This is a genomic window from Pseudomonas sp. PDM26, from assembly GCF_019219185.1.
Lineage (GTDB): Bacteria > Pseudomonadota > Gammaproteobacteria > Pseudomonadales > Pseudomonadaceae > Aquipseudomonas.
Genome location: NZ_JAHUWC010000005.1, coordinates 96,615 through 121,389 on the forward strand (window position 1 = coordinate 96,615; position 24,775 = coordinate 121,389).

Genomic DNA, 24,775 nt, shown 5'->3' on the forward strand with positions numbered 1-24,775 from the left:
CAAGGTCTTCATGTCTCGGTGGTCAACACCATGAACAACACCAGCGCCGCCACCGGGACACCGAACACGGCGCTACCGATCACCAGTTCGGTGCTCAATGGCTGGCCGGCATGCACGATGCCGACTGCGCCGTTGATCAGCGTCAGTGCCAGCCATAGCACGATAAAACTGTAGGCCAGGGTCTGGTGGGTGAAGCCGATGTTCTCGCCGATGTAGAGCATCAGCGCCAGGAGGATCAGGCCGAAGGTGATGATGATGGTGGTGTGCATGGTGGACCCTGTCTTCAGATGTGTGCTGCCATCGAGGCCGCTATCGCGAGCAGGCTCGCTCCTGCAAGGATCACGGCGAGCCCTGTGGGAGCGAGCCTGCTCGCGATAGGGGCACTGCGGTGTCTGTCTGAGCATAGTTAAACCAACCCGCCATTGACCCGCAAAATCTGCCCGTTGACCCACGCCGAATCCGGTCCGACGAGGAAGGACACGACTCGGGCAATGTCTTCTGGCTGAGCCAGGCGTTCCAGCGGCGCCATCCTGGCGAAGGTCTGGATCTGTTCTTCGCTTTTGCCATGCAGGAACAGGTCGGTGGCCACGGGGCCCGGGGCCACCGCATTGACGGTGATGTTGCGCCCGCGCATTTCCTTGGCGAATACCTGAGTCAGGGACTCCACTGCCGCTTTGCTGGCGATGTACACCGCGTAGCCCGGCAGGTTCATGCCGACGGTGCTGCTGGAGAAGTTGATGATCCGGCCACCGCTGTTCAGGCGGGTCGCCGCTTCACGCTGGGTATTGAAGGTACCGCGAGCGTGGATGTTGAAGTTCTGCTCGAACAGTTCATCGCTGTGTTGCGCCAGCGGCAGCACTTTGAGGATGCCGGCGTTGTTCACCAAAACATCGACCTTGCCCAGTTGGGTTTCCGTCTCGTCGAACATCCGGCGCACGTCGTCGGCATTGGCCACGTCGGCCTTGATCGCCATGGCCTGGTGGCCGGCCTGACGCAGCTCTACCACCAGTTTCGAGGCTTCGGTGGCGCTGCTGGCGTAGTTGATGGCAACGGCGAAACCTTCGCTGGCCAGTTGTTTGGCGATGACCGCGCCGATGCCGCGGGAGGCGCCGGTCACGATGGCAACTTTCGGAGTTTGAGCAGTCATGGCGATGATTCCTATGAGTGAAGGTGTTTGTCTGGGGTGAAGCCAATTTCACATGTTTACTCAGGGTGATAAATGCACGAGAGTTGCCTTGACTGTTCAATAATCACCAACAATCGAGTGCCTGGAGTGAGCTGTGGACCAAGTCAAGGCGATGAAGGTTTTTGTGCGGATCTACGAGCGCAGCAGCTTCACGCAGGCTGCCGATGACCTGAACCTGCCACGCGCGACGCTGACCCACACCTTGAATCAGTTCGAGGCCTGGCTGGGTACCCGTTTGTTGGAGCGCAGCACGCGTAAAGTGCGCCCGACGCTGGATGGCGAGGCGTACTACCTGCGTTGCGTGCAACTGCTGGCAGAGCTGGAAGAAGCGGAATTGGCGTTTCGTGGTGTGGCACCGAAGGGGCGGCTGCGGGTGGACTTGCACGGGACATTGGCCAAGCACTTCGTGATCCCGGCTTTGCCGCAATTCATGGCGCGTTATCCCGACATCGAGCTGTCCATCAGCGAGGCTGACCGCCAGGTCGACCTGATCAGCGAAGGTATCGATTGCGTGTTGCGGGCGGGAACATTGGGCGACTCCACGCTGATCGGCAAACGTGTCGCCAACCTGCGTCAGATCACCTGCGCCAGCCCCGCCTATCTGCGCAAATACGGCGAACCGAAAAGCCTCGCCGACCTGAGTCGGCACCGCGCGGTGAACTACGTTTCGCGCACGACGGCCAAGTTGTTCCCGTTCGAGTTCATGGTGGACGGCGAACTCAGGGAAGTGACCATCGATGGCGCCGTTTCGGTGTTCGGCGCCGAAGTCTACGCCGCCTCGGCGATTGCCGGACTGGGCTTGATCCAGTGCCCGCATTACCGGATGGAAACGCAGATCGCCCAAGGGCTGGTGCAGGAAATCCTCACCGAGACACCGCCACCGTCAATGCCGGTATCGGTGCTTTATCCACACAATCGACACATGTCGCCACGGGTTCGGGTATTTGTGGATTGGTTGGGAGAGGTGTTTGCGGGGGCCACGTGAAGGTGAAAAGTGCACGCGGTCAATGTAGGAGCTGCCGAAGGCTGCGATCTTGGCGATGGTTCTGACGGCGAAGATGAAAATATGTGAAACGTTTCAGCCATTAGTCGAATCCGGGGTTTTCTGGCGTTTGTCCGGGCGTATGCTGGGCGACTGGCGAAGCAGTCGAGACCAGATTCAAGACCGACAAGAGAGGATTCGATGACTTACACCGCTGCCGAAAACCGCTACGACTCCATCCCTTACCGCCGCGTGGGCCGCAGCGGACTGGTGCTGCCGGCGCTGTCGTTGGGGCTGTGGCACAACTTCGGCGACAGCACGCCGATCGATACCCAGCGCGCGTTATTGCGCACGGCATTCGACCTGGGCATCAACCATTTCGACCTGGCCAACAACTATGGCCCGCCGTACGGCAGCGCCGAGATCAACTTCGGCCGTTTACTGCGTGAAGACTTCAAGCAATACCGTGACGAACTGATCATTTCCAGCAAGGCTGGTTGGGATATGTGGCCCGGCCCTTACGGTCAGGGCGGCGGTTCACGCAAGTACGTGCTGGCCAGCCTCGACCAGAGCCTGCAACGCCTGGGCGTGGATTACGTCGACATCTTTTACTCCCACCGTTTTGATCCGGACACGCCGCTGGAAGAAACCGCCAGCGCACTCGCCACGGCGGTGCAACAGGGCAAGGCGTTGTACATCGGAATCTCTTCGTACTCTGGGGTGAAGACCCGCGAAATGGCGGCGTTGCTCAAAGAGTGGAAAGTGCCGCTTCTGATCCACCAGCCGGCCTACAACCTGCTCAATCGCTGGGTGGAAAAAGACCTGCTCGACACTACTGACGAACTCGGTACCGGTGTGATTGCCTTCACCCCGCTGGCCCAGGGTTTGTTGACCGATAAATACCTCAACGGCGTGCCGGCGGATGCGCGGGTCAACCGTCCGGGCGGTGGTTCGTTGCAGGCATCGCATTTGTCCGAGGCCAACATTGCCCAGGTGCGGGCAATCAACGAAATCGCCAAACGTCGTGGCCAGAGCCTGGCGCAGCTGGCGCTGGCCTGGACGTTGCGCGATCCGCGGGTCACGTCGGCATTGATTGGTGCGAGCCGGCCGGAGCAGATCGTCGAGAACGTCGGGGCGTTGAAGAACCTGAGCTTCAGTGCAGAGGAACTGGCGGAGATTGACCGGTTTGCCCGGGAGGGCGGGGTCAATCTTTGGGAGAAGCCTTCGACGGCGGAATAACCCTAAAAAGCAAAAGATCGCAGCCTTCGGCAGCTCCTACAGGATCAATGTTCGGCCGTAATATTTGCGGCGAACGCAGTCAATGTAGGAGCTGCCGAAGGCTGCGATCTTTTGATCTTAAAATGGCACATCCCCCAACACCGTCGCCCGCTGCATCACCCGCCGCGCCGGCCGGTAATCATCCACCGCGTAATGCTGAGTCACGCGGTTATCCCAGAACGCAATGTCATCCTGCTGCCAGCGCCAGCGAATGGTGAATTCCGGTCGCGTTGAATGGGCGAACAGGAACTTCAGAATCGCCTCGCTCTCGGTTTCCGACAGCTCGTTGATCTTCGAAGTGAAACCTTCGTTGACGAACAGCGAGCGGCGCCCACTCACCGGGTGCGTGCGGATCACCGGGTGCGACAGCGGCGGATTCTTGCGCCGTGCTTCTTCCCACTGGGCCAGCGCCTCGGGCGTGTTGCCATAGCGCTCCAACGGGAACGAACGGGTGAAGTCATGAGTGGCGGTCAGGCCTTCGAGCAAGGTTTTCAGCGGCGTCGACAGGGCTTCATACGCGGCAATCCCGCTGGCCCACAACGTGTCGCCGCCAAACTCCGGCAGCAGCTTGGCACTGAGTACCGCGCCCATGGCCGGCGTCGGCAGGAAGGTCACGTCGGTGTGCCAGATCGCGTTATCGCGCACGTCGGTGACGGCGGTGTCGAGGATCAGCACTTGCGGCTGTTCCGGCACGTTGGGGTAAATCGGGTGAATGTGCAGGTCGCCGAAATTCGCGGCGAATCGCGCCTGCTGCTGTGGCGTGATTGGCTGGTCGCGGAAGAACAGGACTTGATGCTTGAGCAGCGCCTGCTCAATGGCATCGCGCTGCTCCAGATTCAGCGGCTGGCTGATGTCGACGCCGCTGATTTGCGCACCGAGGGCGGAGCCTAAGGGGACGATGGTCAGGTGGCTCATGGTGGTTCTCTTCAATCCGGAGGTGCCAACTGTAGGAGCGAGCTTGCTCGCGATGGTCGTTAACGATAACGCGTGTTGACTGGCTAAACGCGGCGCTCTTGAGTCCATCGTCGGAACGCCGCCCGGAGCGAGCTCGCTCCTACAAGCAATACGCTCCTACAGGGGTGTTCAATATTCAGTGATTTTGGCCATGCCACGGCACCAGTTTGCGTTGCAGGGCACGCAGGCCCAACTCCATGGCGAAGGCGATCAGTGCAATCACCAGAATCCCCAGCACCACCACATCGGTGACCAAAAACTGCGCAGCCGATTGCACCATGAAGCCCAGACCGCTGGTGGCGGCGATCAATTCCGCGGCGACGAGCGTCGACCAACCCACTCCGAGGCCAATGCGCACACCGGTCAGGATATCCGGCAAGGCGCTGGGCAAAATGACGTGGCGAATCAACTGCACGCGGGTCGCCCCCAGCGACTGCGCGGCACGCAATTTGGCCGGGTCGACCGTGCGCACACCGGTGGCGGTGGCGATGGCAATCGGGGCGAAGATCGCCAGGTAGATCAGCAGCACTTTCGACAATTCGCCGATGCCGCACCAGATCACGATCAGTGGCAGATAAGCCAGCGGCGGAATCGGCCGGTAGAACTCGATCAGCGGGTCAAGCACGCCACGGGCGATACGGTTGGCGCCGATGGCGATGCCCACCGGCACGGCGGTGAGAATCGCAAAGCCGAGGCCCAGGCCGATGCGGCCCAGACTCGCGCCCAGGTGCTGCCACAGGGTTGAATCCATGTAACCCGAAGTCGCCAGCAGCCAGCCTTTTTGCAGTACGGCGGAAGGTGGTGGCAGGAACAGCGGCTCGATCAAGCCGGTCGCAGTCGCGGCCCACCAAATGGCAACGAGAGCGACCAGTGTCAGCACACTGATCCAGCGAGTGCTCAAACGGCGACTTGCCGGAATCACGGTGGTGCCTGGCGTTATCGCCGTGACGGGAATTTCGTAACTGCTCATGCGCGCTCCTGCCGCTGGGCGGCGCTGCGTTGGGAGAACACCTTGGCGAGTACGTGTTCGCGGGTTTCGATAAAACGAGGGTCGGACTTGATCGAGCGGGCCGACTCACCGGCGGCATAACGCTGACCGAAATCGAGGCTCAGGCGCTCGACGATTTGCCCTGGATTGGGTGCCAGCAGAATCAGGTCGGTGGCGAGGAACACGGCTTCTTCGATGTCGTGGGTAATCAGGAACACCGGTTTTGCGGTGCGTTGCCAGACTTGCAGCAACAGCTCCTGCATCTGCTCGCGGGTGAAGGCGTCGAGGGCACCGAAAGGCTCATCCATCAGCAACACACGCGGGTCGGCGGCGAGGGCGCGGGCCAGGCCGACACGCTGCTTCTGGCCACCGGAAAGCTGCCAGATGCGGCGCAGCTCAAAACCGGAAAGGTCGACCAGGGCGAGCATTTCCCGGGCGCGGGCTTCGCGTTTGTCCCGAGCGATACCGGCCAGTTCAAGACCGAACCCGACATTGGCCAGTACGTCTTGCCACGGCAGCAACGCGTCGTCCTGGAACACCACGCCGCGCTCGGCACTCGGGCCTTTGACGGGCACGCCGTCGAGGGTGATGCGCCCGGCGCTGGGCTCGACGAAACCGGCAATCAGGTTCAACAGTGAAGTCTTGCCACTGCCGGACGGGCCAAGGGCCACCAGCAACTGCTGGGGGCCGAGGCTCAGGGAAATATCCGCCAGTACAGGTTCTGCTGCACCGAGGTACTGTGCGCTGATGCGCTCCAGCTGTAGCAAAGCCATCGCAATGAACTCCCGATCAGTTGGTGATGAACTTCGCACTGACGTAGGGCGCGTAGTCCGGCAGCACCGCCTCGACCTTGCCTTGCTCCTTGAGGAACGCCGCAGTGTCGGTGATGGCTTTGGTGGTCGGCGCGCCGAGGGTGAGCACCTGGTCAGCCGCCAACGGGTAGACGTTGCCTTGCAGCAGCAACGGAATGTCGCTGGCCTTGGCGCCGGAGAGCTTCACCAATTTGTCGACGTTGCCCTGGTTGGCGAGCCAGGCTTGCGGGTCTTTGCGGTAATCGGCGTAGGCGTCCAGGGTCACTTTGGCGAACGCGGTGACGATTTCCGGATGCTTCTCGGCGAAATCCTTGCGCACGATCCAGGCATCGAAGGTCGGTGCGCCGAACTTGGCCAGCTCGCCGGAGGTGATCAGTACCTTGCCGTTCTCCTTGGCGACACCGAGGGCCGGATCCCACACGTATGTGGCGTCGATGTCACCACGTTTCCAGGCGGCGATGATCGCGGGCGGAGCCAGGTTGAGAACGGTGACTTTCGACGGGTCGATGTTCCAGTGCTTCAGCGCGGCCAGCAGGCTGTAGTGGCCGGTGGACACAAATGGCACGGCGATTTTCTTGCCGATCAGGTCTTGCGGGGTCTTGATCCCCGAACCGTCGCGGGCGACCAAGGCTTCGGCGGCGCCGATCTGGGTGGCGATGAGGAAGGTTTCCACCGGGACTTTGCGAGTGATGGCGGCGGTCAGAGGGCTGGAGCCGAGGTAGCCGATCTGTACGTCGCCGGAGGCGATGGCAGCGATGATATCGGCACCGTTGTCGAATTTGCGCCAGCTGATATCGGCCTTGGTGGCCTTTTCGTAGGCGCCGTCGGCCTGGGCGACTTTCGCCGGGTCAACGGTGGTCTGGTAGGCGACGGTGAAGTCGGCCGCCTGGGCAAAAAAACTCACGGTAGCCAAGGAAGCGGCCGCCAACAAGCGAAGAGGGGAAGTCAGTTTCATCAGGAAGCTCCTTGTCAGGCGACCGAGAGTCGGCGTGAGAAAGAGACTAAATGATCTAAGAATTCGAAAATAAATAACTTTTTCGAATTAGCTTATGAGGGGAAAACCCGCAGGGCTGAAAACCAAAAGATCGCAGCCTTCGGCAGCTCCTGCAGGAAACTCATTCCAGTGTAGGAGCTGCCGAAGGCTGCGATCTTTCTTACTGGCGCCGATTAGTTGCTGATCGCCAGAATGCTCGCCTGATACGCTCCGACAAACACATCGAAATCACCGACTTCGTTCTGCTCCAGCTCAGCCTGCTGAGCCAGCGACGAACGCGCCCGCTCTTCAAATTTCGCCTGTTCCTCAGCCGGCAACGGCTCGCTGCGGAAGAACTCGGCATGGGCCTGGCTCTGGCGCAAGGAGAACTGGGCGAAGCTTTCATTGTGTTCGGCCATCGCCGCCAATACCTGGGCCGACGGCGTCAGGGACGGGTCCAGGACCTTGGCCATCTGGGCGTCCAGCGCCTTGCTGTGGGCATCGCCGCCATGGCTCTGGTCAAGCATCGCCGCCAGAGGAGCAATTTTCTCCAGCAACTCGCCGGCCCATTCCTTGAGGTCAACCGGCTGGCCATCCCGTTGCAGTTGCAGGCCCGGACGACGACCTTCCTTGACCACGCTGAGGAAGTTCGAGGTCGCGTTGCCGCAACTGGTGCTGGTCAGCAACGGGCTGTCATTGAGCGCGCAGTACAGCAGGAACGCATCGAGGAAACGCGACTCGGTGAGGTCGATGCCCATCGGCAGGAACGGGTTGATGTCCAGGCAGCGCACTTCAATGTACTGGATACCCCGGGCCATCAGTGCCTGGATAGGGCGTTCACCGGTGTAGGTCACGCGTTTCGGGCGGATGTTGGAGTAGTACTCGTTTTCGATCTGCAGGATGTTGGTGTTGAGCTGTACCCACTCCCCATCCTGGTGGGTGCCGACTTCGACATAGGGTGCATACGGCGTGGCCACCGCTTTGCGCAGGCTGTCGGTGTAGCTGTTCAGATCGTTGTAGCACGGCGTCAGGCCGGCCTGGGCGCTGCTCTGATAACCCAGGTCGCTCATGCGCAGGCTGGTGGCGTAAGGCAAGTACAAAGTCTGCGGGTCCAGTTGCTCCAGCTGATGCGAACGACCGCGCAGGAAGCCGGCGTCCAGTGCTGGCGATGCCCCGAACAGGTACATCAGCAGCCAGCTGTAGCGGCGGAAGTTACGGATCAGGGCGATGTAGGACGACGACTGAAAGTCGCGGTCAGTGCCGACAAAACCCTCGGCCTGCCTGAGCAGCGGCCAGAGTTTTTCCGGCAGGGAAAAGTTGTAGTGGATGCCGGCAATGCACTGCATGGTCTTGCCATAACGCAGGGCCAGGCCCTTGCGGTACACATACTTGAGCTGCCCGATATTGGACGTGCCGTACCAGGCGATCGGGATGTCTTCCTCGGCCGGCAACGGGCACGGCATCGATGGGCTCCACAGGTACTCGTTGCCGAGCTTGCTGTAGGCAAAGCGGTGAATGCTGTCCAGGCTCGCCAACGTGTCCGCCGGGTCGGGCAGGGCCGGAGTGATGAACTCCAGCAGCGACTCGGAGTAGTCGGTGGTGATCTGTTCATTGGTCAGCGCGGAACCCAGGCTTTCCGGGTGCGGCGTTTGCGCCAGGCGACCTTCATCGGTCACGCGCAGGCATTCACGTTCGATGCCGTGAAGGCACTGTTCGAGCAGAGAGAGGTTAGCGCGCTCGCCGAGCAGGGCCAGGCGGCGGTTGAGAAGTTCGCTCAAGTTGGATTCCTTCACGCGTCAGTCGCCCCAATATGGGGGTGGGCAAGACGGTCTACAAGGGTGAAGTTAAAACTGGCGTTTTCGCCTTGTTTTGTAGGAGCGAGCTTGCTCGCGATGGAGGTTAACGATGACGAGGGGTGCCTGAGTGAAAACGGCGCCCTGACGTTCATCGCGAGCAAGCTCACTCCTACAGGTCATTGCGCCGAAATTAACTCAAATCGATGACATCCATCTACAGGACAGCGAACGTGCCTTGTGCTTTTGCGACCAGCTTGTCGCCCTGCATCACATCGGCTTCGACCACCAGTGTGCGGCGACCCGGGTGGATCACCCGCGCCGTGCACATCACCTCACCGTCGGCGACGGCGCGGATGTAGTTGATCTTGCACTCGATGGTCGCGCTCTGCTGGTCAAAGCCGTGGGTGCTGGAACAGGCCAGCCCCATGGCAATGTCCACCAGGCTGAACAAGGCCCCGCCGTGCAGCTTGCCGCCGCGATTGCGCAGCTCCGGCTCCAGCGCCAGGGCGACTTGCGCCACCCCGCTTTCCAGACTGTACAAGCGGCAGCCCAGCAGCTTGAAAAACGCGCTTTCGGTCAGCCCGACGGGAATGTCCATCAGCGTTTCTTCAATTGCTTGGCATTGGCGAACAGCGAAGCCATGGCATTGTTGCTCGGTGCTGCCGCCGTGGTTTCCTTGCGCGGTGCGGTGTTCTGGGACTGGCGTGGCGCCGATCCCGGACGTGCACCGCGGGCACCGTCGATTTTCTCTCCCGGGGTGTCGCTCATGCGCATCGACAGGCCCACGCGTTTGCGCGGGATGTCCACTTCCATGACCTTCACTTTCACCACGTCACCGGCCTTTACCGCTTCCCGTGGATCCTTGATGAACTTCTCCGAAAGCGCAGAGATGTGCACCAAACCGTCCTGATGCACGCCGATATCGACGAAAGCACCGAAGTTGGTCACGTTGGTCACCACGCCTTCGAGGATCATGCCCAGTTGCAGGTCCTTGAGGTCTTCGACGCCTTCCTGGAACTCGGCGGTCTTGAACTCGGGACGCGGATCGCGGCCTGGCTTATCCAGTTCCTGAAGGATGTCGGTGACAGTTGGCAAACCGAAAGTTTCGTCGGTGAATTTTTTCGGGTCCAGGCGCTTGAGGAAACCACTGTCGCCAATCAGCGAACGAATATCGCGATCAGTCTCGGCGGCGATACGCTGCACGAGCGGATAGGCTTCCGGGTGCACTGCGGAGGCGTCCAGGGGATTGTCGCCGTTCATCACGCGCAGGAATCCGGCCGCCTGTTCGAAGGTTTTTTCACCCAAGCGCGCGACTTTCTTCAGCGCAGCGCGGGTCTTGAACGCACCGTGCTCGTCGCGGTGGCTGACGATGTTCTGCGCAAGGGTCGCGTTGAGGCCGGAGATCCGTGCCAGCAGCGCCACGGAAGCGGTGTTCACGTCCACGCCAACGGCGTTCACGCAGTCCTCTACAACCGCGTCCAGGCCACGGGCCAGTTTCAGCTGCGACACGTCGTGCTGGTACTGGCCGACGCCGATGGATTTCGGATCGATCTTCACAAGCTCCGCCAGCGGGTCTTGCAGGCGACGGGCAATCGACACGGCGCCACGGATCGATACGTCGAGATCCGGGAATTCCTTGGAAGCCAGTTCCGACGCTGAATAAACCGATGCGCCGGCCTCGGAAACCATGACCTTGGTCATCTTCATGGCCGGGTATTTCTTGATCAGTTCAGCGGCCAGCTTGTCGGTTTCGCGGCTGGCGGTGCCGTTGCCGATGGCGATCAGGTCCACCGAGTGCTTGGCGCACAAGGCGGCGAGCACGGCGAGGGTCTGGTCCCACTTGTTGTGCGGCACGTGCGGGTAAACCGTGGCGTGATCCAGCAGCTTGCCGGTGGCGTCGACCACGGCGACCTTGCAACCGGTGCGCAGGCCCGGGTCGAGACCCAGGGTGGCGCGCGGGCCGGCCGGTGCCGACAGCAGCAGGTCGTGCAGGTTATGGGCAAAGACATTGATCGCTTCGGTTTCCGCGCCATCGCGCAGCTCGCCCAGCAGGTCGGTTTCCAGATGGGTGTAGAGCTTGACCTTCCAGGTCCAGCGCACCACTTCGCCCAGCCATTTGTCGGCGGCGCGGTTCTGGTTCTGGATGCCGAATTGCTGGCCGATCATGCCTTCACATGGATGCATGGTGCCCGGCAGTTCGTCGCCGACTTTCAGCGCGGAGCTGAGGATGCCTTCGTTGCGGCCACGGAAAATCGCCAGCGCGCGGTGCGACGGCATGCTTTTGAGCGGTTCGTCGTGTTCGAAGTAATCGCGGAACTTGGCGCCTTCCTCTTCCTTGCCGGCAATCACGCGGGCACTGAGGGTGGCTTCCTGCTTGAGGTAGTTGCGCAGCTTTTCCAGCAGGCTGGCATCTTCGGCGAAGCGCTCCATCAGGATGTACTTGGCGCCTTCAAGGGCTGCCTTCACATCGGCCACGCCTTTTTCCGCGTCGATGAAACGTGCGGCTTCGGTTTCCGGGCTCAGAGACGGGTCGTTGAACAGGCCGTCGGCCAATTCGCCGAGGCCGGCTTCCAGGGCGATCTGACCCTTGGTGCGGCGCTTTTGCTTGTACGGCAGGTACAAGTCTTCGAGGCGGGTCTTGGTGTCGGCGAGCTTGATGTCGCGTTCAAGTGCAGGGGTCAGCTTGCCCTGCTCCTGGATGCTGGCGAGGATGCTGATACGCCGTTCGTCGAGTTCTCGCAGGTAGCGCAGGCGCTCTTCCAGATGACGCAATTGCGTATCGTCGAGGCTGCCGGTCACTTCTTTCCGGTAACGGGCGATGAAGGGAACGGTAGAGCCTTCATCGAGTAGCGCGACGGCCGCTTCGACCTGTTGTGGGCGTACACCGAGTTCCTCGGCGATGCGGCTGTTGATGCTGTCCATAAAACCACCTGACAAATTGTGAAAGCAGGCTCGCAGGCGCGGAAATAGGGCCTTCGCGAGTCTGGTTGAGCGGCCTGGCCAGCGCCGCTGCCTGGGTCAGCAGGCATTGCGTTGACCCGTGAAATCGAACAATTACTGCTGACGCGATAAAAATAAATCGCGTCCGTCTGTAGTACCTGTCTGATGTTGCCTGACACAAAAGGCCGGGCATTATAACCAGCGTTACGGCATTCGGGGGGCATCGCGGGTTGCCGGTGCAATGGCCGGTTTTCTGGCGGTATAGGAAAAATCTGCTAACAATGCACACGGTGCGTATAACGGCAGCTACGCCATAATGCGTGCCGAGATCAAAGGGAGCATCCAATGAGCAGCACTGCACAAACTGCTGAAGGCGAAAAAATTCTTATCGTTGACGACGATCCGGGGCTGAGCAGCCTGCTGGAGCGTTTTTTCGTCAGCAAGGGCTACCGCGCCCGCGCCGTACCGAACACCGAGCAAATGGATCGCCTGCTGGCGCGCGAAGTGTTCAACCTGGTCGTCCTCGACCTGATGTTGCCCGGCGAAGACGGCCTGACCGCCTGCCGCCGTCTGCGCAACGCGAACAACCAGATTCCGATCATCATGCTCACCGCCAAGGGCGACGAGCTGAGCCGGATCAAGGGCCTGGAACTGGGCGCCGACGATTACCTGGCCAAGCCGTTCAACCCCGATGAGCTGATGGCTCGCGTCAAGGCGGTATTGCGTCGCCAGTCGGCTCCGGTGCCGGGTGCCCCGGGCAGCGAAGACGAAAGCGTGACCTTCGGTGACTACGAGTTGTCCCTGGCCACCCGCGAGCTCAAGCGCGGCGAAGAAGTGCACATGCTCACCACCGGTGAATTCGCGGTGCTCAAGGCCCTGGTGATGAATGCGCGTCAACCGCTGACCCGCGACAAATTGATGAACCTGGCCCGTGGCCGCGAGTGGGATGCCCTGGAGCGCTCCATCGATGTGCAGATTTCCCGTCTGCGCCGGATGATCGAACCCGATCCCTCCAAGCCGCGTTACATCCAGACCGTCTGGGGCGTGGGTTATGTGTTTGTTCCGGATGGTACCGCGACCAAGTGATTGGCGATTTGTAGGAGCGGGTCATGCGGACAACGGATCAATCGATCCTGTCCGCAGACTCGCGATCCGCAATATGCGAGCATTGCTCGCTCCTGCAAGTGTTTAACGGCTAACCATGAAAACCCCCGTTTGGTTTCCCCAGAGTTTCTTCTCTCGCACCCTTTGGCTGGTGCTCATCGTCGTTCTCTTCTCCAAGGCGCTGACCCTGGTTTATCTGCTGATGAACGAAGACGTGCTGGTGGACCGCCAATACAGCCACGGTGTCGCCCTGGTGCTGCGTGCCTACTGGGCGGCCGATGAAGAGAACCGCGCAAAGATTGCCGATAGTGCACCCCTGATTCGGGTAGTGGGCGCAGGTGTCCCGGAAGGCGAGCAACATTGGCCATACAGTGAGATTTACCAGCGACAGATGCAGACCGAGCTGGGGCCGGACACCGAAGTGCGGCTACGCATGCATTCTCCCCCGGCACTGTGGGTTCGTGCTCCGAGCCTGGGTGAAGGCTGGCTGAAAGTGCCGCTGTATCCGCATCCGTTGCGCGGTCAGAAAATCTGGAACGTGCTCGGCTGGTTCCTCGCTATTGGCCTGCTGTCCACCGCTTCGGCCTGGATCTTCGTCAGCCAGCTCAATCAACCTTTGAAGCGTCTGGTGTATGCCGCGCGGCAACTCGGCCAGGGCCGTAGCGTGCGCCTGCCGATCAGCGATACGCCGAGTGAGATGACCGAGGTTTACCGCGCCTTCAACCAGATGGCCGAAGACGTCGAGCAGGCCGGTCGCGAACGCGAGTTGATGCTGGCCGGGGTGTCCCACGACTTGCGTACGCCGTTGACCCGCTTGCGGCTGTCCCTGGAGCTGATGGGCGACCACAGTGACCTGACGGACGACATGATCCGTGACATCGAAGACATGGACGCGATTCTTGACCAGTTCCTGGCGTTCATTCGTGACGGACGTGATGAGTCGGTGGAAGAAGTGGACCTGAGCGATCTGGTTCGTGAAGTTGCCGCGCCGTACAACCAGAGCGAAGAGAAAGTGCATTTGCGCCTGGAGCCGATCCAGCCGTTCCCGCTGCGTCGGGTATCGATGAAGCGGCTGCTGAACAACCTGATCGGTAATGCTCTGCATCACGCCGGCAGCGGGGTGGAAGTGGCGGCATATGTGTCCGGGGATACCAGTGCGCCGTATGTGGTCCTGAGTGTCATGGACCGTGGCGCGGGGATCGATCCGTCAGAGCTTGAGGCGATTTTCAACCCGTTCACCCGGGGGGATCGTGCTCGGGGTGGCAAGGGCACCGGGTTGGGGTTGGCAATCGTGAAGCGGATTGCTTCGATGCATGGCGGCAACGTTGAGCTGCGTAACCGCTCGGGCGGTGGGCTGGAAGCGCGGGTGCGGTTGCCGTTGGGGTTGCTGCTGCCGCGGGATGCGGTTTAACGGCTGAAAAGATCGCAGCCTCGCTTCGCTCGACAGCTCCTACGGGGGATCGCATTTTTCTGTAGGAGCTGTCGAGCGAAGCGAGGCTGCGATCTTTTCAGGCTCAACCCTTACCTTTGGTCCGCGTCATATTCGGCCCACCATTCTTCTCCAGATGCTCAATGATGATCCCCGCGACATTCTTCCCCGTGGTGGTCTCTATCCCCTCAAGTCCCGGCGACGAGTTCACTTCCATCACCAGCGGCCCGTGATTGGAACGCAGGATATCCACCCCTGCCACCGCCAGCCCCATGACCTTCGCCGCACGCAACGCTGTCATGCGCTCTTCGGGTGTGATCTTGATCAGGCTCGCGCTGCCACCGCGATGCAGGTTGGAGCGAAATTCGCCGGGTTTGGCCTGGCGCTTCATCGCCGCAATCACCTTGTCACCGACGACGAAGCAGCGAATATCCGCCCCGCCAGCCTCCTTGATGTACTCCTGAACCATGATGTTCTGCTTGAGGCCCATGAACGCTTCGATCACCGATTCCGCGGCCGTGGCGGTTTCGCACAGCACCACGCCGATGCCCTGGGTACCTTCCAGCACCTTGATCACCAACGGCGCGCCGTTGACCATTTCGATCAGGTCGGGAATGTCATCGGGGGAGTGGGCAAACCCGGTCACCGGCAAACCGATCCCGCGACGAGACAGCAATTGCAGCGAACGCAGCTTGTCCCGCGAACGGGCAATGGCCACCGATTCGTTGAGTGGAAATACCCCCATCATTTCGAACTGGCGCAGCACTGCGCAGCCATAAAAGGTCACGGACGCACCGATCCGTGGAATCACCGCATCGAAACCCTCCAGCGGTTTGCCGCGGTAGTGGATCTGCGGCTTGTGGCTGGCGATGTTCATGTAGGCGCGCAAGGTGTCGACCACCACCATTTCATGGCCACGCTCGGTACCGGCTTCGACCAGACGACGGGTGGAATACAGACGCGGGTTCCGCGACAGCACAGCGATCTTCATGCAACACCTGTGGAGGAGGTAGATACCGGGAACACCGGCTTGTCTTGTACATACTTGATGCCCGGATTGACCACCAACTGGCCGTGGATCAGGGCTTTGGAGCCGAGCAGCAGGCGATAACGCATGGACTTGCGGCAGGCGAGCGTGAACTCGACCCGCCAGACCCGATCACCAAGGGCCAGGGTGGTGCTGATCACGTATCGCACCTGCGCGTGACCGTTTGAGCTTTTAATGGTTTTCCTTGTCACCAGCGGTGCTTCGCAGCGACGGTGACGCAACTGCACCACCGTGCCCAAGTGTGCTGTGAAACGCACCCACTGCTCGCCGTCGCGCTCGAACGGCTCGATTTCGGTGGCGTGGAGGCTTGAGGTGCTGGCGCCGGTATCGATTTTTGCCCGAAGGCCGGCGACTCCCAAATCAGGGAGCGCCACCCACTCGCGCAGACCGACAACGGTCAAATGGTCAAATGTCTTCAAAATTGCTCAACCGGTAGAAACCGCGGTGGCCGCAGGCGGCCGAATTCGCGGTATTCACGCAGAATAATGGTTAAAAGGCGACAGATATCTACGGCCCGGATTTCCAGCCCCGCAGGGAGGTTATGGAATGTCAGCATTGTAGCTCGGGCCGGTGAAATTCTTGGTACGACAGAAACGGTAGTACAGTTCACCAATATTTCAGAATGAGGAAATTCCATGGCACAAAAAAACGAAGAGGACGACAAAGTCCGCCTCGATAAATGGTTGTGGGCTGCACGATTTTACAAAACCCGCGCCTTGGCCAAAGCGGCGATTGAAAGCGGAAAGGTGCATTGCCGGGGTGAGCGCTGCAAGCCCGGCAAGGAACCACGTATCGGCGATGAATTCGTGATTCGTACCGGTTTCGACGAGCGCACGGTGGTGGTCCAGGCGCTGTCGATCGTGCGCCGTGGCGCGCCGGAAGCGCAGATGCTGTACGCCGAAACCGAAGCCAGCATCGCCAAGCGCGAAAACGCCGCCGCCGAGCGCAAAGCAGGCGCTCTGGGCGTGAGCACCGACGGCAAACCGAGCAAGAAACAGCGGCGGGATCTGTTCAAGTTTCGTGGCAGCAGCAACGAATGATTGACCGGGTCCGTCGATCACTCAAACAGGCAAAGACTTGTAATTGTGCTTGCGCGTAGCCATATGGGGTAGTTCGCCTGCCCTGCACGAGCCATTGGCAGTGCCATTCGTCGTAAAGCGCACACAGCCGCCGGCCTGTAAGCCATAACCAGACAGCAAGACGCTATGGCCGAGGCGTAACCTCGAATTCCGTAATCACTTTTGTCACCACTTCAGATACCCAGACTTATGACCGACCTACCGGATAACGACTTCACCCAACGCTTCATCTTCGATGACAGCGACACCCGTGGCGAGCTGGTCTCTTTGGAGCTCAGCTACGCCGAAGTCCTGGCCAAACACGCCTACCCGCAGCCGGTCGCGCAACTGCTCGGCGAGCTGATGGCGGCTGCTTCCTTGCTGGTCGGCACGTTGAAGTTCGATGGCTTGCTGATCCTGCAGGCCCGCTCCGAAGGCCCGATCCCGCTGCTGATGATCGAGTGCTCCAGCGAGCGCGATATCCGTGGCCTGGCCCGTTACGAAGCGGACCGCATTGCCCCCGATGCTACCTTGGCCGACTTGATGCCGGATGGCTCGCTGACATTGACCGTCGACCCGAAACAGGGCCGACGCTACCAGGGCGTCGTCGATCTTGATGGCGAAACGTTGTCCGACTGTTTTACCAACTACTTCGTCATGTCGCAGCAGATTGGCACGCGTATCAAACTCTGCGCCGATGGCCGTCGCGCCCGTGGCCTGTTGTTGCAGCAACTGCCCGCCGACCGCCTTAAAGACGAAGAGGAACGCGCCGCCAGCTGGCAGCACCTCACCGCACTGGCCACCACCCTGACCGCCGATGAACTGCTGGGCCTGGACAACGAAACCGTGCTACATCGCCTCTACCACGAAGAGCAGGTGCGTCTGTTCGATGTGCAGAAGTTGCGCTTCCGCTGCAGCTGCTCGCGCGAACGTTCTGCCAATGCGCTGGTCAGTCTGGGTATGGAAGACGCGCAGCAATTGGTCGTCGAGCACGGTGGCAACATCGAAATCGATTGCCAGTTCTGCAACCAGCGCTATCTGTTCGATGCCGCCGACGTGACTCAATTATTCGCCGGTGCGGGCATCGAGACGCCGTCAGATACTCGTCACTAAAACGATTCAGCGCAGGTGAATTCACTGGCTGCCGCCGGATTAATGCCGTTACGACAGGAGGGGCCTACTCTTTTTGGGCTTTTCTGGCATAATCCGGCCCACTTTTTTCGCGGTAGTAGTGCACGACTTTCTACTACAAAAACGTTTGGAGCACTCGGCCACTGGCCGACGGGGAACCTCATGACGCAAGCCAATAACGCCGTGTACACCGATCTGAGTGTTGATGATCTGGTTAAAGAAGCCCTCAACCGCGGTGAAGGCGAGCTTGCCGATACCGGCGCACTGGTAGTTCGTACCGGTCACCGTACCGGCCGTTCGCCAGTCGATCGTTTCATCGTTGAAGAGCCAAGCACCCAGGCTGCCATCGCCTGGGGCCCGATCAACCGCAAGTTCCCGGCCGACAAGTTCGACGCCCTGTGGGCTCGCGTTGAGGCGTTCAACAACGCGCAAGAGCATTTCGTTTCCCACGTGCACGTAGGTGCGGCTTCCGAGCACTACCTGGCCGTGAAGATGACCACCCAGACTGCCTGGCAGAACCTGTTCGGCCGTTGCCTGTTCATCAACCCGGCTCAGTACAACCCGGCGGGTCGTGACGAGTGGCAGGTGCTCAACGTTGCCAACTTCGAGTGCGTGCCAGAGCGTGACGGCACCAACTCCGACGGCTGCGTGATCCTCAACTTCGCACAGAAGAAAGTGCTGATCGCCGGCATGCGTTACGCCGGTGAAATGAAGAAAGCCATGTTCTCGGTGCAGAACTTCCTGCTGCCGGCCGCCGACGTACTGCCAATGCACTGCGCCGCCAACATCGGCGAAGAGGGCGACGTGACCCTGTTCTTCGGTCTGTCCGGCACTGGTAAAACCACCCTGTCGGCCGACGAAAGCCGTTACCTGATCGGTGACGACGAGCACGGTTGGGGCGAAGGCGTGGTGTTCAACATCGAAGGCGGTTGCTATGCCAAGTGCATCGACCTGTCCGAGAAGAACGAGCCGGTTATCTGGAAAGCCATCAAGCACGGCGCGGTCCTGGAAAACGTCGTCATCGACGACGCCAAGCACGCCGACTACGCCGATGTCAGCCTGACCCAGAACAGCCGTGCCGCCTACCCGCTGGAACACGTTGCCAAGCGTTCCGAGAAGAATCTCGGCGGTGAGCCGAACGCCGTGATCTTCCTGACCTGCGACCTGACCGGCGTGCTGCCGCCAGTGTCGATCCTCAACGAAGAACAAGCGGCCTACCACTTCCTGTCCGGTTATACCGCGCTGGTCGGTTCGACCGAAATGGGTTCGGGCAGCGGCATCAAGTCGACTTTCTCCACCTGCTTCGGCGCACCGTTCTTCCCGCGTCCGGCCGGCGAATACGCTGAGCTGCTGATCAAGCGCATCCGCGGCTTCGGCTCCAAGGTCTACCTGGTCAACACCGGCTGGACCGGCGGTGGCTACGGCGTCGGCAAGCGCTTCAACATCCCGACCACCCGCGCCGTGATCGCAGCGATCCAGAGCGGCGCGCTGATCGGTACCGAGACCGAGCACCTGGACACCATCAACCTCGACGTGCCAGTGGCCGTACCGGGCGTTGAGACTGGCCTGCTGAACCCGCGCAACACTTGGGCCGACGTAGCCGCCTACGACGAAGCCGCCAAAGCACTGGCCGGCCTGTTCATCGAGAACTTCAAGAAGTTCGAAGTGAGCGACGCGATCAAGGCTGCTGGTCCAAAGCTGTAAGCGTTGGTTTGATGCAATAAAAAAGCCGCCCTTCGGGGCGGCTTTTTCGTGCGCGTCGTTACAGGCCTTCCAACTCCTGCGTGTCCCAGCGCAGAGCCTGAATGGCCCGGTAGAGCATGCCGATGGTCAAGGGTGCCTTGTCGCCGCGACCCTTGGCTTTACGCTTGAGAAACACATCGTAGCCGGCGGGCTGGAAATAGCGATAGCTGTCGAAATCCACAAAATCGATGCCGAAGTGGTCTTCCAGACATTCGATCAAGTGCTGGGCATCGGTGCCGTTGCAACCCAGGTCGAAGTTGATCGAGGTGCCGAGGCTGATGGTTTTGCGTTCGGGCAGGCCGAGTTCTTCATGCAGCAGTTGCATGAGTCGCTGCATCAAGTGGTCGTCGGGGAAGTTGGGGGAGAGGTTCATTGCGTAGATTCCGCTAATCGAAATGCAGACGCCATATTATCCTGTTCGCGTTTCGATAGCCCCAAAGCCCCCGCTAGCGTTGGCCATTGGCTGACAACTTCCTTGAAGCTTTCGATGATGTTTTCTGCATCCGTGCGACTGACTCGAAAATACTCCGCCACTTCCCTGGCCAGCCCCAGATCCAGTGCATTGTCGGTATCGGTGATGTTGAGCTTCAAGCCGTCGGCGTAGGCCACCGGGTTCATGTCATAGGCGGCAGACAATCGCCATCCCCGACCCGGATCAAGGATAAAACCATGGTTGCGCAGGTGGTCGTCGGTGTTGGAGACCAGGATGTTGAACACAATTCGAGACCACAACTCTCGCAGGTCTGCTTTGGTTTCAGAGCCGTGTTCCATGAGCACTTCGGCCAACTCAAGGTAGCTCGCACCGACTGACGCATCGTCACCATCAACTCGGTCAGTCATGGTCATGGCTGAGGCAAAATGCAATCGGCCACCCCGTTCGGTGCGGTCGAAGCGCTTTACCATGAAACAGTGATGATCACTGGCATAGCGTCGGGCGATGCCGGTCGCGACTCGCAGGCCACAATGATTGGCCAAGGCATTCACCACCAGTTCCCAAGCACCAATGTCATAGTCGTCGCGGGTACTGGGGAACTTGGCAATCCACAAGTGACCCTGTTCGTCTGCAACGCTGGCCTTGGGGCGGGCGCCACCCAGTGAGCCGCCAGGTGCGATCAGCATTCTCAGCCACTCGCGGCCATCGAGTGAGGTGTTGTCCGGATCGTTTTCCAGAGCTCGGCTTGCTTGTTCCAACGCCCGCAACTCAATGAAGGGTGGGGCGGCCACGCCATCGCGATCATCGAGAAAGTTGCCTTGGTCATTGAGCTTGTAGCGGATTGCACCGACCCGATAGAGGTCATGTACGCCTAACAGGAAATCCGACTCGTGGAGCTTGCTGCCTTTGGCAGCCAAGCCGTCGCGGATATCGCGCTCCAGTCGCCGCTTCATCAACAGTTGACCCCACCGATCCGGGCTTGAATCAGCGAACACGCCAAATCGGCTTTGATGTTGCCCCGGGAACTGACGACCCTCATAGAGCCCGATTCGAGGGTCCAGGGGTGTGAAGTTCAACTCGGGATCAGCTAACGCAGCGGCGTCGTATTCAAACTCGAAGACGTCCGTGGAGCGGGTCTTTCGGGCATGCAAGAAACCGAGACGTCTGGGCCCATTCAAGGATTCCCAATCGGCATACACCGCAATTTGCGTCATTTTTCACCTGTCCCGGGCTTGGCTTTTTTCTTGGTCAACAGACTGGAAAGTGAGTGGGTGTTGAAGGGGAAGTCAGCGGATAGCTCTTCTGTGTGGGTGGTACTTTCAAACACTCCAGTATCTTTTTCAGGTATTGGGGAGGCTTTTTTTACTGCGCTTATTCGGCGTACTCGTGGGTTCGAGTCTTTGGCTGAGGTTGCCTTGGGTTTGAGTTGTGCGTCCTGCAGTTGCCGCCCCACCTCATCGGTTGCCGCGAGTTTGTTCAAGTCTTTTTCCAGACCCAGAACTTGCATGACAGACAGGTAGGCGCCGATGGTCACCCCTGAGCCACCTGATTCCAGAGAGCGCAAGGTTGTCAGTGACATGCCCGACCTCTCAGCGACTTGTTTAGCTGTGAGTTTGCGGCGTAGGCGAGCGAGTTTCAGTCGCTCGCCGAACTCGGAAAGTAGTCTGGAAGCGGCGGGCAAGAGTGGAGCTGTCTTCTTGGCCATATGCCAATATTCCTTCATTAAGGTGCTATAACTGCCAGAATAATAGCACTTAAAGGAAAAAGTGAGCGGCGATTGGGACATTGAAAAAGACACCATTCTCGTGACGCTGATTTCTTTTAGGAAGACATGCTAACTGCCATTATTCCAGCTGTTCTTTGTTTAAACAGCCAGAATAATTCCACTTTAGTGTGCTGTCCCGTCCTGAAACAGGTGTAAACCTATTTCAGGGCGGGACAATGAGCCACAAAAAAGCCCCGAACCAACCGGGGCTTCTCATTCTCAGCCTTGCATCAGGCCTCGACACCACAACCGATCATCAAAAGATATCGATTGGGTAATCCACGAACACACGCACTTCGTTGCCGCTGACGTTGTACTCGCTCGACTTCTGCGACACGCGCAGGACCGAGCTGCGCAGTTTCACGCTGAGGTCTTTGGCCGGGCCGCTTTGGACGACGTATTTGATCTGGTTGAAGATCTCGCGCTCGGTGCCGCCTTCGCTGGTGGACGTGGTGATGTTGTCGCCGCGCACGTAGGCCACGTTGTAGCTCAGGCCCGGTACACCGAAGGTGCTGAAGTCCAGGCCGTAGCCCACCTGCCAGCTGCGTTCGTCTTCGGCGTTGAAGTCGGACCAGTAGGAGTTCGCCAGGAAGATGGTGTTGCCACCGTCGCCGATGCGTCCCTGGTCTTTCTGGTAGCCGCCGTAGGCATAGCCCAGGTTGCTGTCGCCGGTGCTGCGCTGATGCGCGAGGGTGAACGAGTGCGGGCCGGTGATGAAGGTGGCCGCCAGGCTCCAGATCTTGTTGTCGTCGCCGGTGATACCGTTTTCGCGAACGTAGGAGTCGTCCAGCTTGGTGCGGTAGCCGTTGAAGTCCAGGGTCAGGGACTGATCCTTGTCGATCGGGAACACGTAGTTGGCGTTCACGTATTGTTTCTTCAGCACGTCTTCGACGTCGGAAGCGTACAGTGCAGCCTTGAATTGCTCGGTGAACTGGTAGCTACCGCCCAATACGTTGATCGACTTCAAGCCACCGCTGTCGCGGCCTTCAGCGCTTTTACGCGATTCGGCGGTGAAGCGCCCGGCGTCCAGTTGCAGGCCTTTGATCTCTTTGGAGGTGATCAAGGTGCCGGTGTAGCTTTCCGGCAGCAGGCGCGAGTTGTCGTAGCTCAGCACCGGCAGGGTCGGCATCTGGTCGCCGTAGGTCAGAGTGGTGCTGGACAGGCGGAACTTGATCGCTGCGCCGCCCTTGGACAGGTCATCAGCCGGTTGGCCGCTGTCGCCCTTTTTGAAGAAGTCGATGCCTTGCGCGCCGCTACGGTCTTCGCTGCGTTCCAGGTTCAGTGCGTACAGCCCGAAGGCGTCCACACCCACACCCACGGTGCCTTGGGTGAAGCCGGACGAGAACGTGCCGATGGCCGCCTGGCCCCACTCGGATTTATCCGGGTTGCCGTCTTTGAAGTCACGGTTCATGTAAGCATTGCGCAGCAGCACTTTGAGGCTGCTGTCTTCAACAAAACCCTTGGATTCGGCCTGGTCGTTCGCCATGGCTTGTGTAGCGCTCAACATCCCCAGAGCGATCAGGCTGATTCGCTTGTTCAACATTTTGTTTTTTTCCTTAATACGGTTGATACGCGCTGTGTCGAACGGCCGAAACGGCGCTATCGCGCTCTTATTTCAATGTGAAAACAAAAAGGCCCGCCCACGATTTCTCGCGGCGGGCCTTTTATTGTTGTTGAGTCGTGGCGGTCGGCCACAGGCGTTGGGCCGAATCGTAGCCGCGCCCTCAACGATGTGTCAATTTCATGAATCTTCTAAAAACAGGCGAAAACCGTCTAAGAAATTGCTTTACGCGGCAGGAATATTCAATCGACGCAGCCATCGAGGCCACAGGCTGCTATGGGAATGGATGATCCCTGATCGGGCAGCGACTGGCTTAGCCACTGCGCAAATGCCTGGGGTTCACCCAGCCATGGCCCGATATCGATCAGGGTGAACTGGTCATTGTGCTCAAGCGCCAGGGTCGGAAAACCCTGCCCGCCGACCTTGGCCAAAAGAGCCCGGCTGTTCCTGATATGGCCTTCGGTGTCGGCCGCCCTTAAGGCCCTTTCGAAGGCTTCACGGTCCAGCCCCATGCCGTGGGCAAGTTCAAACAGCACCGACTCATCGGCGATGCGGCGCCCCTCCACGTAGTGAGCACTTTGCAAGTGCCCCAGCAACTCCAGCCCGCGACCGGCCATTTGCTCGGCAGCCAACACCGCAGCGATGGGTGGCGCCGAGTCGAACACAGCGCTGTGATCACGCAGCAAACCTTCGAAATAGGCTTCACCGAACGGCTGCCCGCTGTATTCGGCGATACGCCGATCGTGGGGCATCACGTAATTGCGCAGTTGTGGCGAAACCTTTTGCCGATTGGTACCCGTCATCATGCCGCCGCCGTGGGCAATCACGGGCAGCACAGCCTGGGCGGCCTGCACCAGCGGTTTGGCGCCGTAGCACCAACCGCACAAGGGGTCGTAGATGTAATGCAGGATCATGGAAAAGCTCCAACAGACATTCAGGAAAATTCGATGTCGGCAGATTAGTGCCGCAGCGGCCCAGGAAAAACGCCGGATTGGCTTTCAGACTGTTGCCTGAATCGGTCGAATGGTTGCGCAACAAAACCCTGAGGGAGCAGCCTGCTCGCGATAGCGGTGGGGCAGTCGACATTTTTATTGACTGGCCGGGCGCCTTCGCGAGCAAGCTCGCTCCTACAGGGACCGGGGTTGTCTACAAAATCTGCGCAAAAAAAAGCGCTGCCATCCCGGCAGCGCTTTTTTTGATCAATCCGTTGTTCTTCTTATCCTTCCATTACATCCCACAACGCATCCAGTTCCGCCTCGCTGAATAAACCAGCAGGGTAACGCTCGATCATCGTCCGGCGCGGATCAGTTTCACTGATCTGACGCATTCCATTGGACTTGAACCAGTGCGCCAGGATCTGGAGCGATTCGCTATTTACTGCCAGGGGATGCAACGCCTTGTCGCTCACTACGTTCACTTCGGCGTTCATTTCAGCGCTCTCTCCCGGTTTGTGAGCGGCTAAATTATCCAAGGTTTATGACAGAACATCGAAGTCCTCCCCACCCCGAGTTACAACAGCAGAGATACAAGAGCTGTGCCAAGGTCTCTGAAGTGTGGCCAGGCGGATACAAAAAAGCCCGCAGGCCTGTAGGGC

Annotated in this window: 24 protein-coding genes; 7 read left to right on the top strand and 17 right to left on the bottom strand. The window is 59.7% G+C overall.

What is annotated here, in order from left to right:
* Nucleotides 1–8: 8 nt before the first annotated feature.
* Entirely contained in the window at nucleotides 9–269 is a 261-nt protein-coding gene (locus tag KW849_RS11845; RefSeq protein ID WP_218429581.1) for a hypothetical protein, read from the bottom strand.
* A gap of 137 nt (nucleotides 270–406) precedes the next feature.
* The gene (locus KW849_RS11850) at nucleotides 407–1,147 is read right to left on the bottom strand and encodes an SDR family oxidoreductase (RefSeq protein WP_218429582.1); all 741 of its coding nucleotides are present in this window, start codon (nucleotides 1,145–1,147) and stop codon (nucleotides 407–409) included.
* Between the two features lie 133 nt (nucleotides 1,148–1,280).
* Between KW849_RS11850 and KW849_RS11855 the strand changes: the two genes are divergently transcribed.
* Both KW849_RS11855 and mgrA read left to right on the top strand, forming a co-directional pair.
* Complete coding sequence (locus KW849_RS11855) at nucleotides 1,281–2,171, top strand: LysR family transcriptional regulator (RefSeq protein ID WP_218429583.1); 891 nt, start codon at nucleotides 1,281–1,283, stop codon at nucleotides 2,169–2,171.
* A gap of 198 nt (nucleotides 2,172–2,369) precedes the next feature.
* Complete coding sequence (gene mgrA / locus KW849_RS11860) at nucleotides 2,370–3,407, top strand: L-glyceraldehyde 3-phosphate reductase (RefSeq protein ID WP_218429584.1); 1,038 nt, start codon at nucleotides 2,370–2,372, stop codon at nucleotides 3,405–3,407.
* Between the two features lie 117 nt (nucleotides 3,408–3,524).
* Here mgrA and tauD read toward each other — a convergent pair whose 3' ends face one another.
* The 7 genes from tauD to KW849_RS11895 form a co-directional block, all read right to left on the bottom strand.
* Nucleotides 3,525–4,361 (bottom strand): taurine dioxygenase, encoded by an 837-nt coding sequence (tauD, locus tag KW849_RS11865; protein WP_218429585.1) that lies wholly within the window; start codon nucleotides 4,359–4,361, stop codon nucleotides 3,525–3,527.
* 175 nt (nucleotides 4,362–4,536) lie between these two features.
* A complete protein-coding gene (tauC, locus tag KW849_RS11870) occupies nucleotides 4,537–5,370 on the bottom strand; it encodes a taurine ABC transporter permease TauC (protein ID WP_218429586.1) in 834 nt (277 codons plus the stop codon).
* Nucleotides 5,367–6,161: a taurine ABC transporter ATP-binding subunit gene (tauB, locus tag KW849_RS11875; protein ID WP_218429587.1), complete on the bottom strand. Its 795-nt coding sequence runs from the start codon at nucleotides 6,159–6,161 to the stop codon at nucleotides 5,367–5,369. The genes tauC and tauB overlap by 4 nt, the downstream gene beginning before the upstream one ends.
* Before the next feature lie 16 nt (nucleotides 6,162–6,177).
* Nucleotides 6,178–7,155, bottom strand: a complete 978-nt coding sequence (tauA, locus tag KW849_RS11880; protein ID WP_218429588.1) for a taurine ABC transporter substrate-binding protein — start codon at nucleotides 7,153–7,155, stop codon at nucleotides 6,178–6,180.
* A 212-nt stretch (nucleotides 7,156–7,367) separates the two neighbouring features.
* Complete coding sequence (gene gshA / locus KW849_RS11885) at nucleotides 7,368–8,951, bottom strand: glutamate--cysteine ligase (protein ID WP_218429589.1); 1,584 nt, start codon at nucleotides 8,949–8,951, stop codon at nucleotides 7,368–7,370.
* Nucleotides 8,952–9,183: 232 nt separating this feature from the next.
* Nucleotides 9,184–9,567 (bottom strand): PaaI family thioesterase, encoded by a 384-nt coding sequence (locus KW849_RS11890; protein ID WP_218429590.1) that lies wholly within the window; start codon nucleotides 9,565–9,567, stop codon nucleotides 9,184–9,186.
* On the bottom strand, nucleotides 9,567–11,891 hold the full coding sequence (locus tag KW849_RS11895) for a Tex family protein (RefSeq protein WP_218429591.1): 2,325 nt from the start codon (nucleotides 11,889–11,891) through the stop codon (nucleotides 9,567–9,569). The genes KW849_RS11890 and KW849_RS11895 overlap by 1 nt, the downstream gene beginning before the upstream one ends.
* Nucleotides 11,892–12,254: 363 nt before the next feature.
* Between KW849_RS11895 and ompR the strand changes: the two genes are divergently transcribed.
* Both ompR and KW849_RS11905 read left to right on the top strand, forming a co-directional pair.
* Entirely contained in the window at nucleotides 12,255–12,995 is a 741-nt protein-coding gene (ompR, locus tag KW849_RS11900; protein WP_007972873.1) for a two-component system response regulator OmpR, read from the top strand.
* Nucleotides 12,996–13,110: 115 nt separating this feature from the next.
* A complete protein-coding gene (locus KW849_RS11905; protein ID WP_218429592.1) occupies nucleotides 13,111–14,424 on the top strand; it encodes an ATP-binding protein in 1,314 nt (437 codons plus the stop codon).
* A 103-nt stretch (nucleotides 14,425–14,527) separates the two neighbouring features.
* On the opposite strand, the gene rimK is transcribed toward KW849_RS11905, so the two are convergent.
* Together rimK and KW849_RS11915 are read right to left on the bottom strand one after the other, a co-directional pair.
* On the bottom strand, nucleotides 14,528–15,433 hold the full coding sequence (gene rimK, locus KW849_RS11910; RefSeq protein WP_007972871.1) for a 30S ribosomal protein S6--L-glutamate ligase: 906 nt from the start codon (nucleotides 15,431–15,433) through the stop codon (nucleotides 14,528–14,530).
* Complete coding sequence (locus KW849_RS11915) at nucleotides 15,430–15,891, bottom strand: ATP-dependent zinc protease (RefSeq protein ID WP_177413322.1); 462 nt, start codon at nucleotides 15,889–15,891, stop codon at nucleotides 15,430–15,432. The genes rimK and KW849_RS11915 overlap by 4 nt, the downstream gene beginning before the upstream one ends.
* A gap of 234 nt (nucleotides 15,892–16,125) precedes the next feature.
* On the opposite strand from KW849_RS11915, the gene KW849_RS11920 reads away from it, so the two are divergent.
* The 3 genes from KW849_RS11920 (at nucleotide 16,126) to KW849_RS11930 (ending at nucleotide 19,383) form a co-directional block, all read left to right on the top strand.
* Nucleotides 16,126–16,530 (top strand): RNA-binding S4 domain-containing protein, encoded by a 405-nt coding sequence (locus KW849_RS11920; protein WP_108216131.1) that lies wholly within the window; start codon nucleotides 16,126–16,128, stop codon nucleotides 16,528–16,530.
* 228 nt (nucleotides 16,531–16,758) lie between these two features.
* Complete coding sequence (hslO, locus tag KW849_RS11925; RefSeq protein WP_218429593.1) at nucleotides 16,759–17,661, top strand: Hsp33 family molecular chaperone HslO; 903 nt, start codon at nucleotides 16,759–16,761, stop codon at nucleotides 17,659–17,661.
* A gap of 180 nt (nucleotides 17,662–17,841) precedes the next feature.
* Nucleotides 17,842–19,383, top strand: a complete 1,542-nt coding sequence (locus KW849_RS11930; RefSeq protein WP_108216133.1) for a phosphoenolpyruvate carboxykinase — start codon at nucleotides 17,842–17,844, stop codon at nucleotides 19,381–19,383.
* Between the two features lie 58 nt (nucleotides 19,384–19,441).
* Here the strand turns inward: KW849_RS11930 and KW849_RS11935 are convergent, their stop codons facing one another.
* The 6 genes from KW849_RS11935 to KW849_RS11960 all read right to left on the bottom strand — a co-directional run bounded on the left by KW849_RS11935 (nucleotide 19,442) and on the right by KW849_RS11960 (nucleotide 24,610).
* Complete coding sequence (locus tag KW849_RS11935; RefSeq protein ID WP_218429594.1) at nucleotides 19,442–19,795, bottom strand: DUF1493 family protein; 354 nt, start codon at nucleotides 19,793–19,795, stop codon at nucleotides 19,442–19,444.
* On the bottom strand, nucleotides 19,792–21,069 hold the full coding sequence (locus tag KW849_RS11940) for a type II toxin-antitoxin system HipA family toxin (protein WP_218429595.1): 1,278 nt from the start codon (nucleotides 21,067–21,069) through the stop codon (nucleotides 19,792–19,794). Before KW849_RS11940 ends, KW849_RS11935 begins: the two co-directional genes overlap by 4 nt.
* Nucleotides 21,066–21,560, bottom strand: a complete 495-nt coding sequence (locus KW849_RS11945; protein WP_218429596.1) for a helix-turn-helix domain-containing protein — start codon at nucleotides 21,558–21,560, stop codon at nucleotides 21,066–21,068. Before KW849_RS11945 ends, KW849_RS11940 begins: the two co-directional genes overlap by 4 nt.
* Before the next feature lie 316 nt (nucleotides 21,561–21,876).
* Nucleotides 21,877–23,163, bottom strand: a complete 1,287-nt coding sequence (locus KW849_RS11950) for an OprD family porin (RefSeq protein WP_218429597.1) — start codon at nucleotides 23,161–23,163, stop codon at nucleotides 21,877–21,879.
* Nucleotides 23,164–23,423: 260 nt separating this feature from the next.
* Entirely contained in the window at nucleotides 23,424–24,095 is a 672-nt protein-coding gene (locus KW849_RS11955) for a DsbA family protein (protein ID WP_218429598.1), read from the bottom strand.
* 302 nt (nucleotides 24,096–24,397) lie between these two features.
* On the bottom strand, nucleotides 24,398–24,610 hold the full coding sequence (locus tag KW849_RS11960; RefSeq protein ID WP_007972820.1) for a hypothetical protein: 213 nt from the start codon (nucleotides 24,608–24,610) through the stop codon (nucleotides 24,398–24,400).
* Nucleotides 24,611–24,775: the final 165 nt, after the last annotated feature.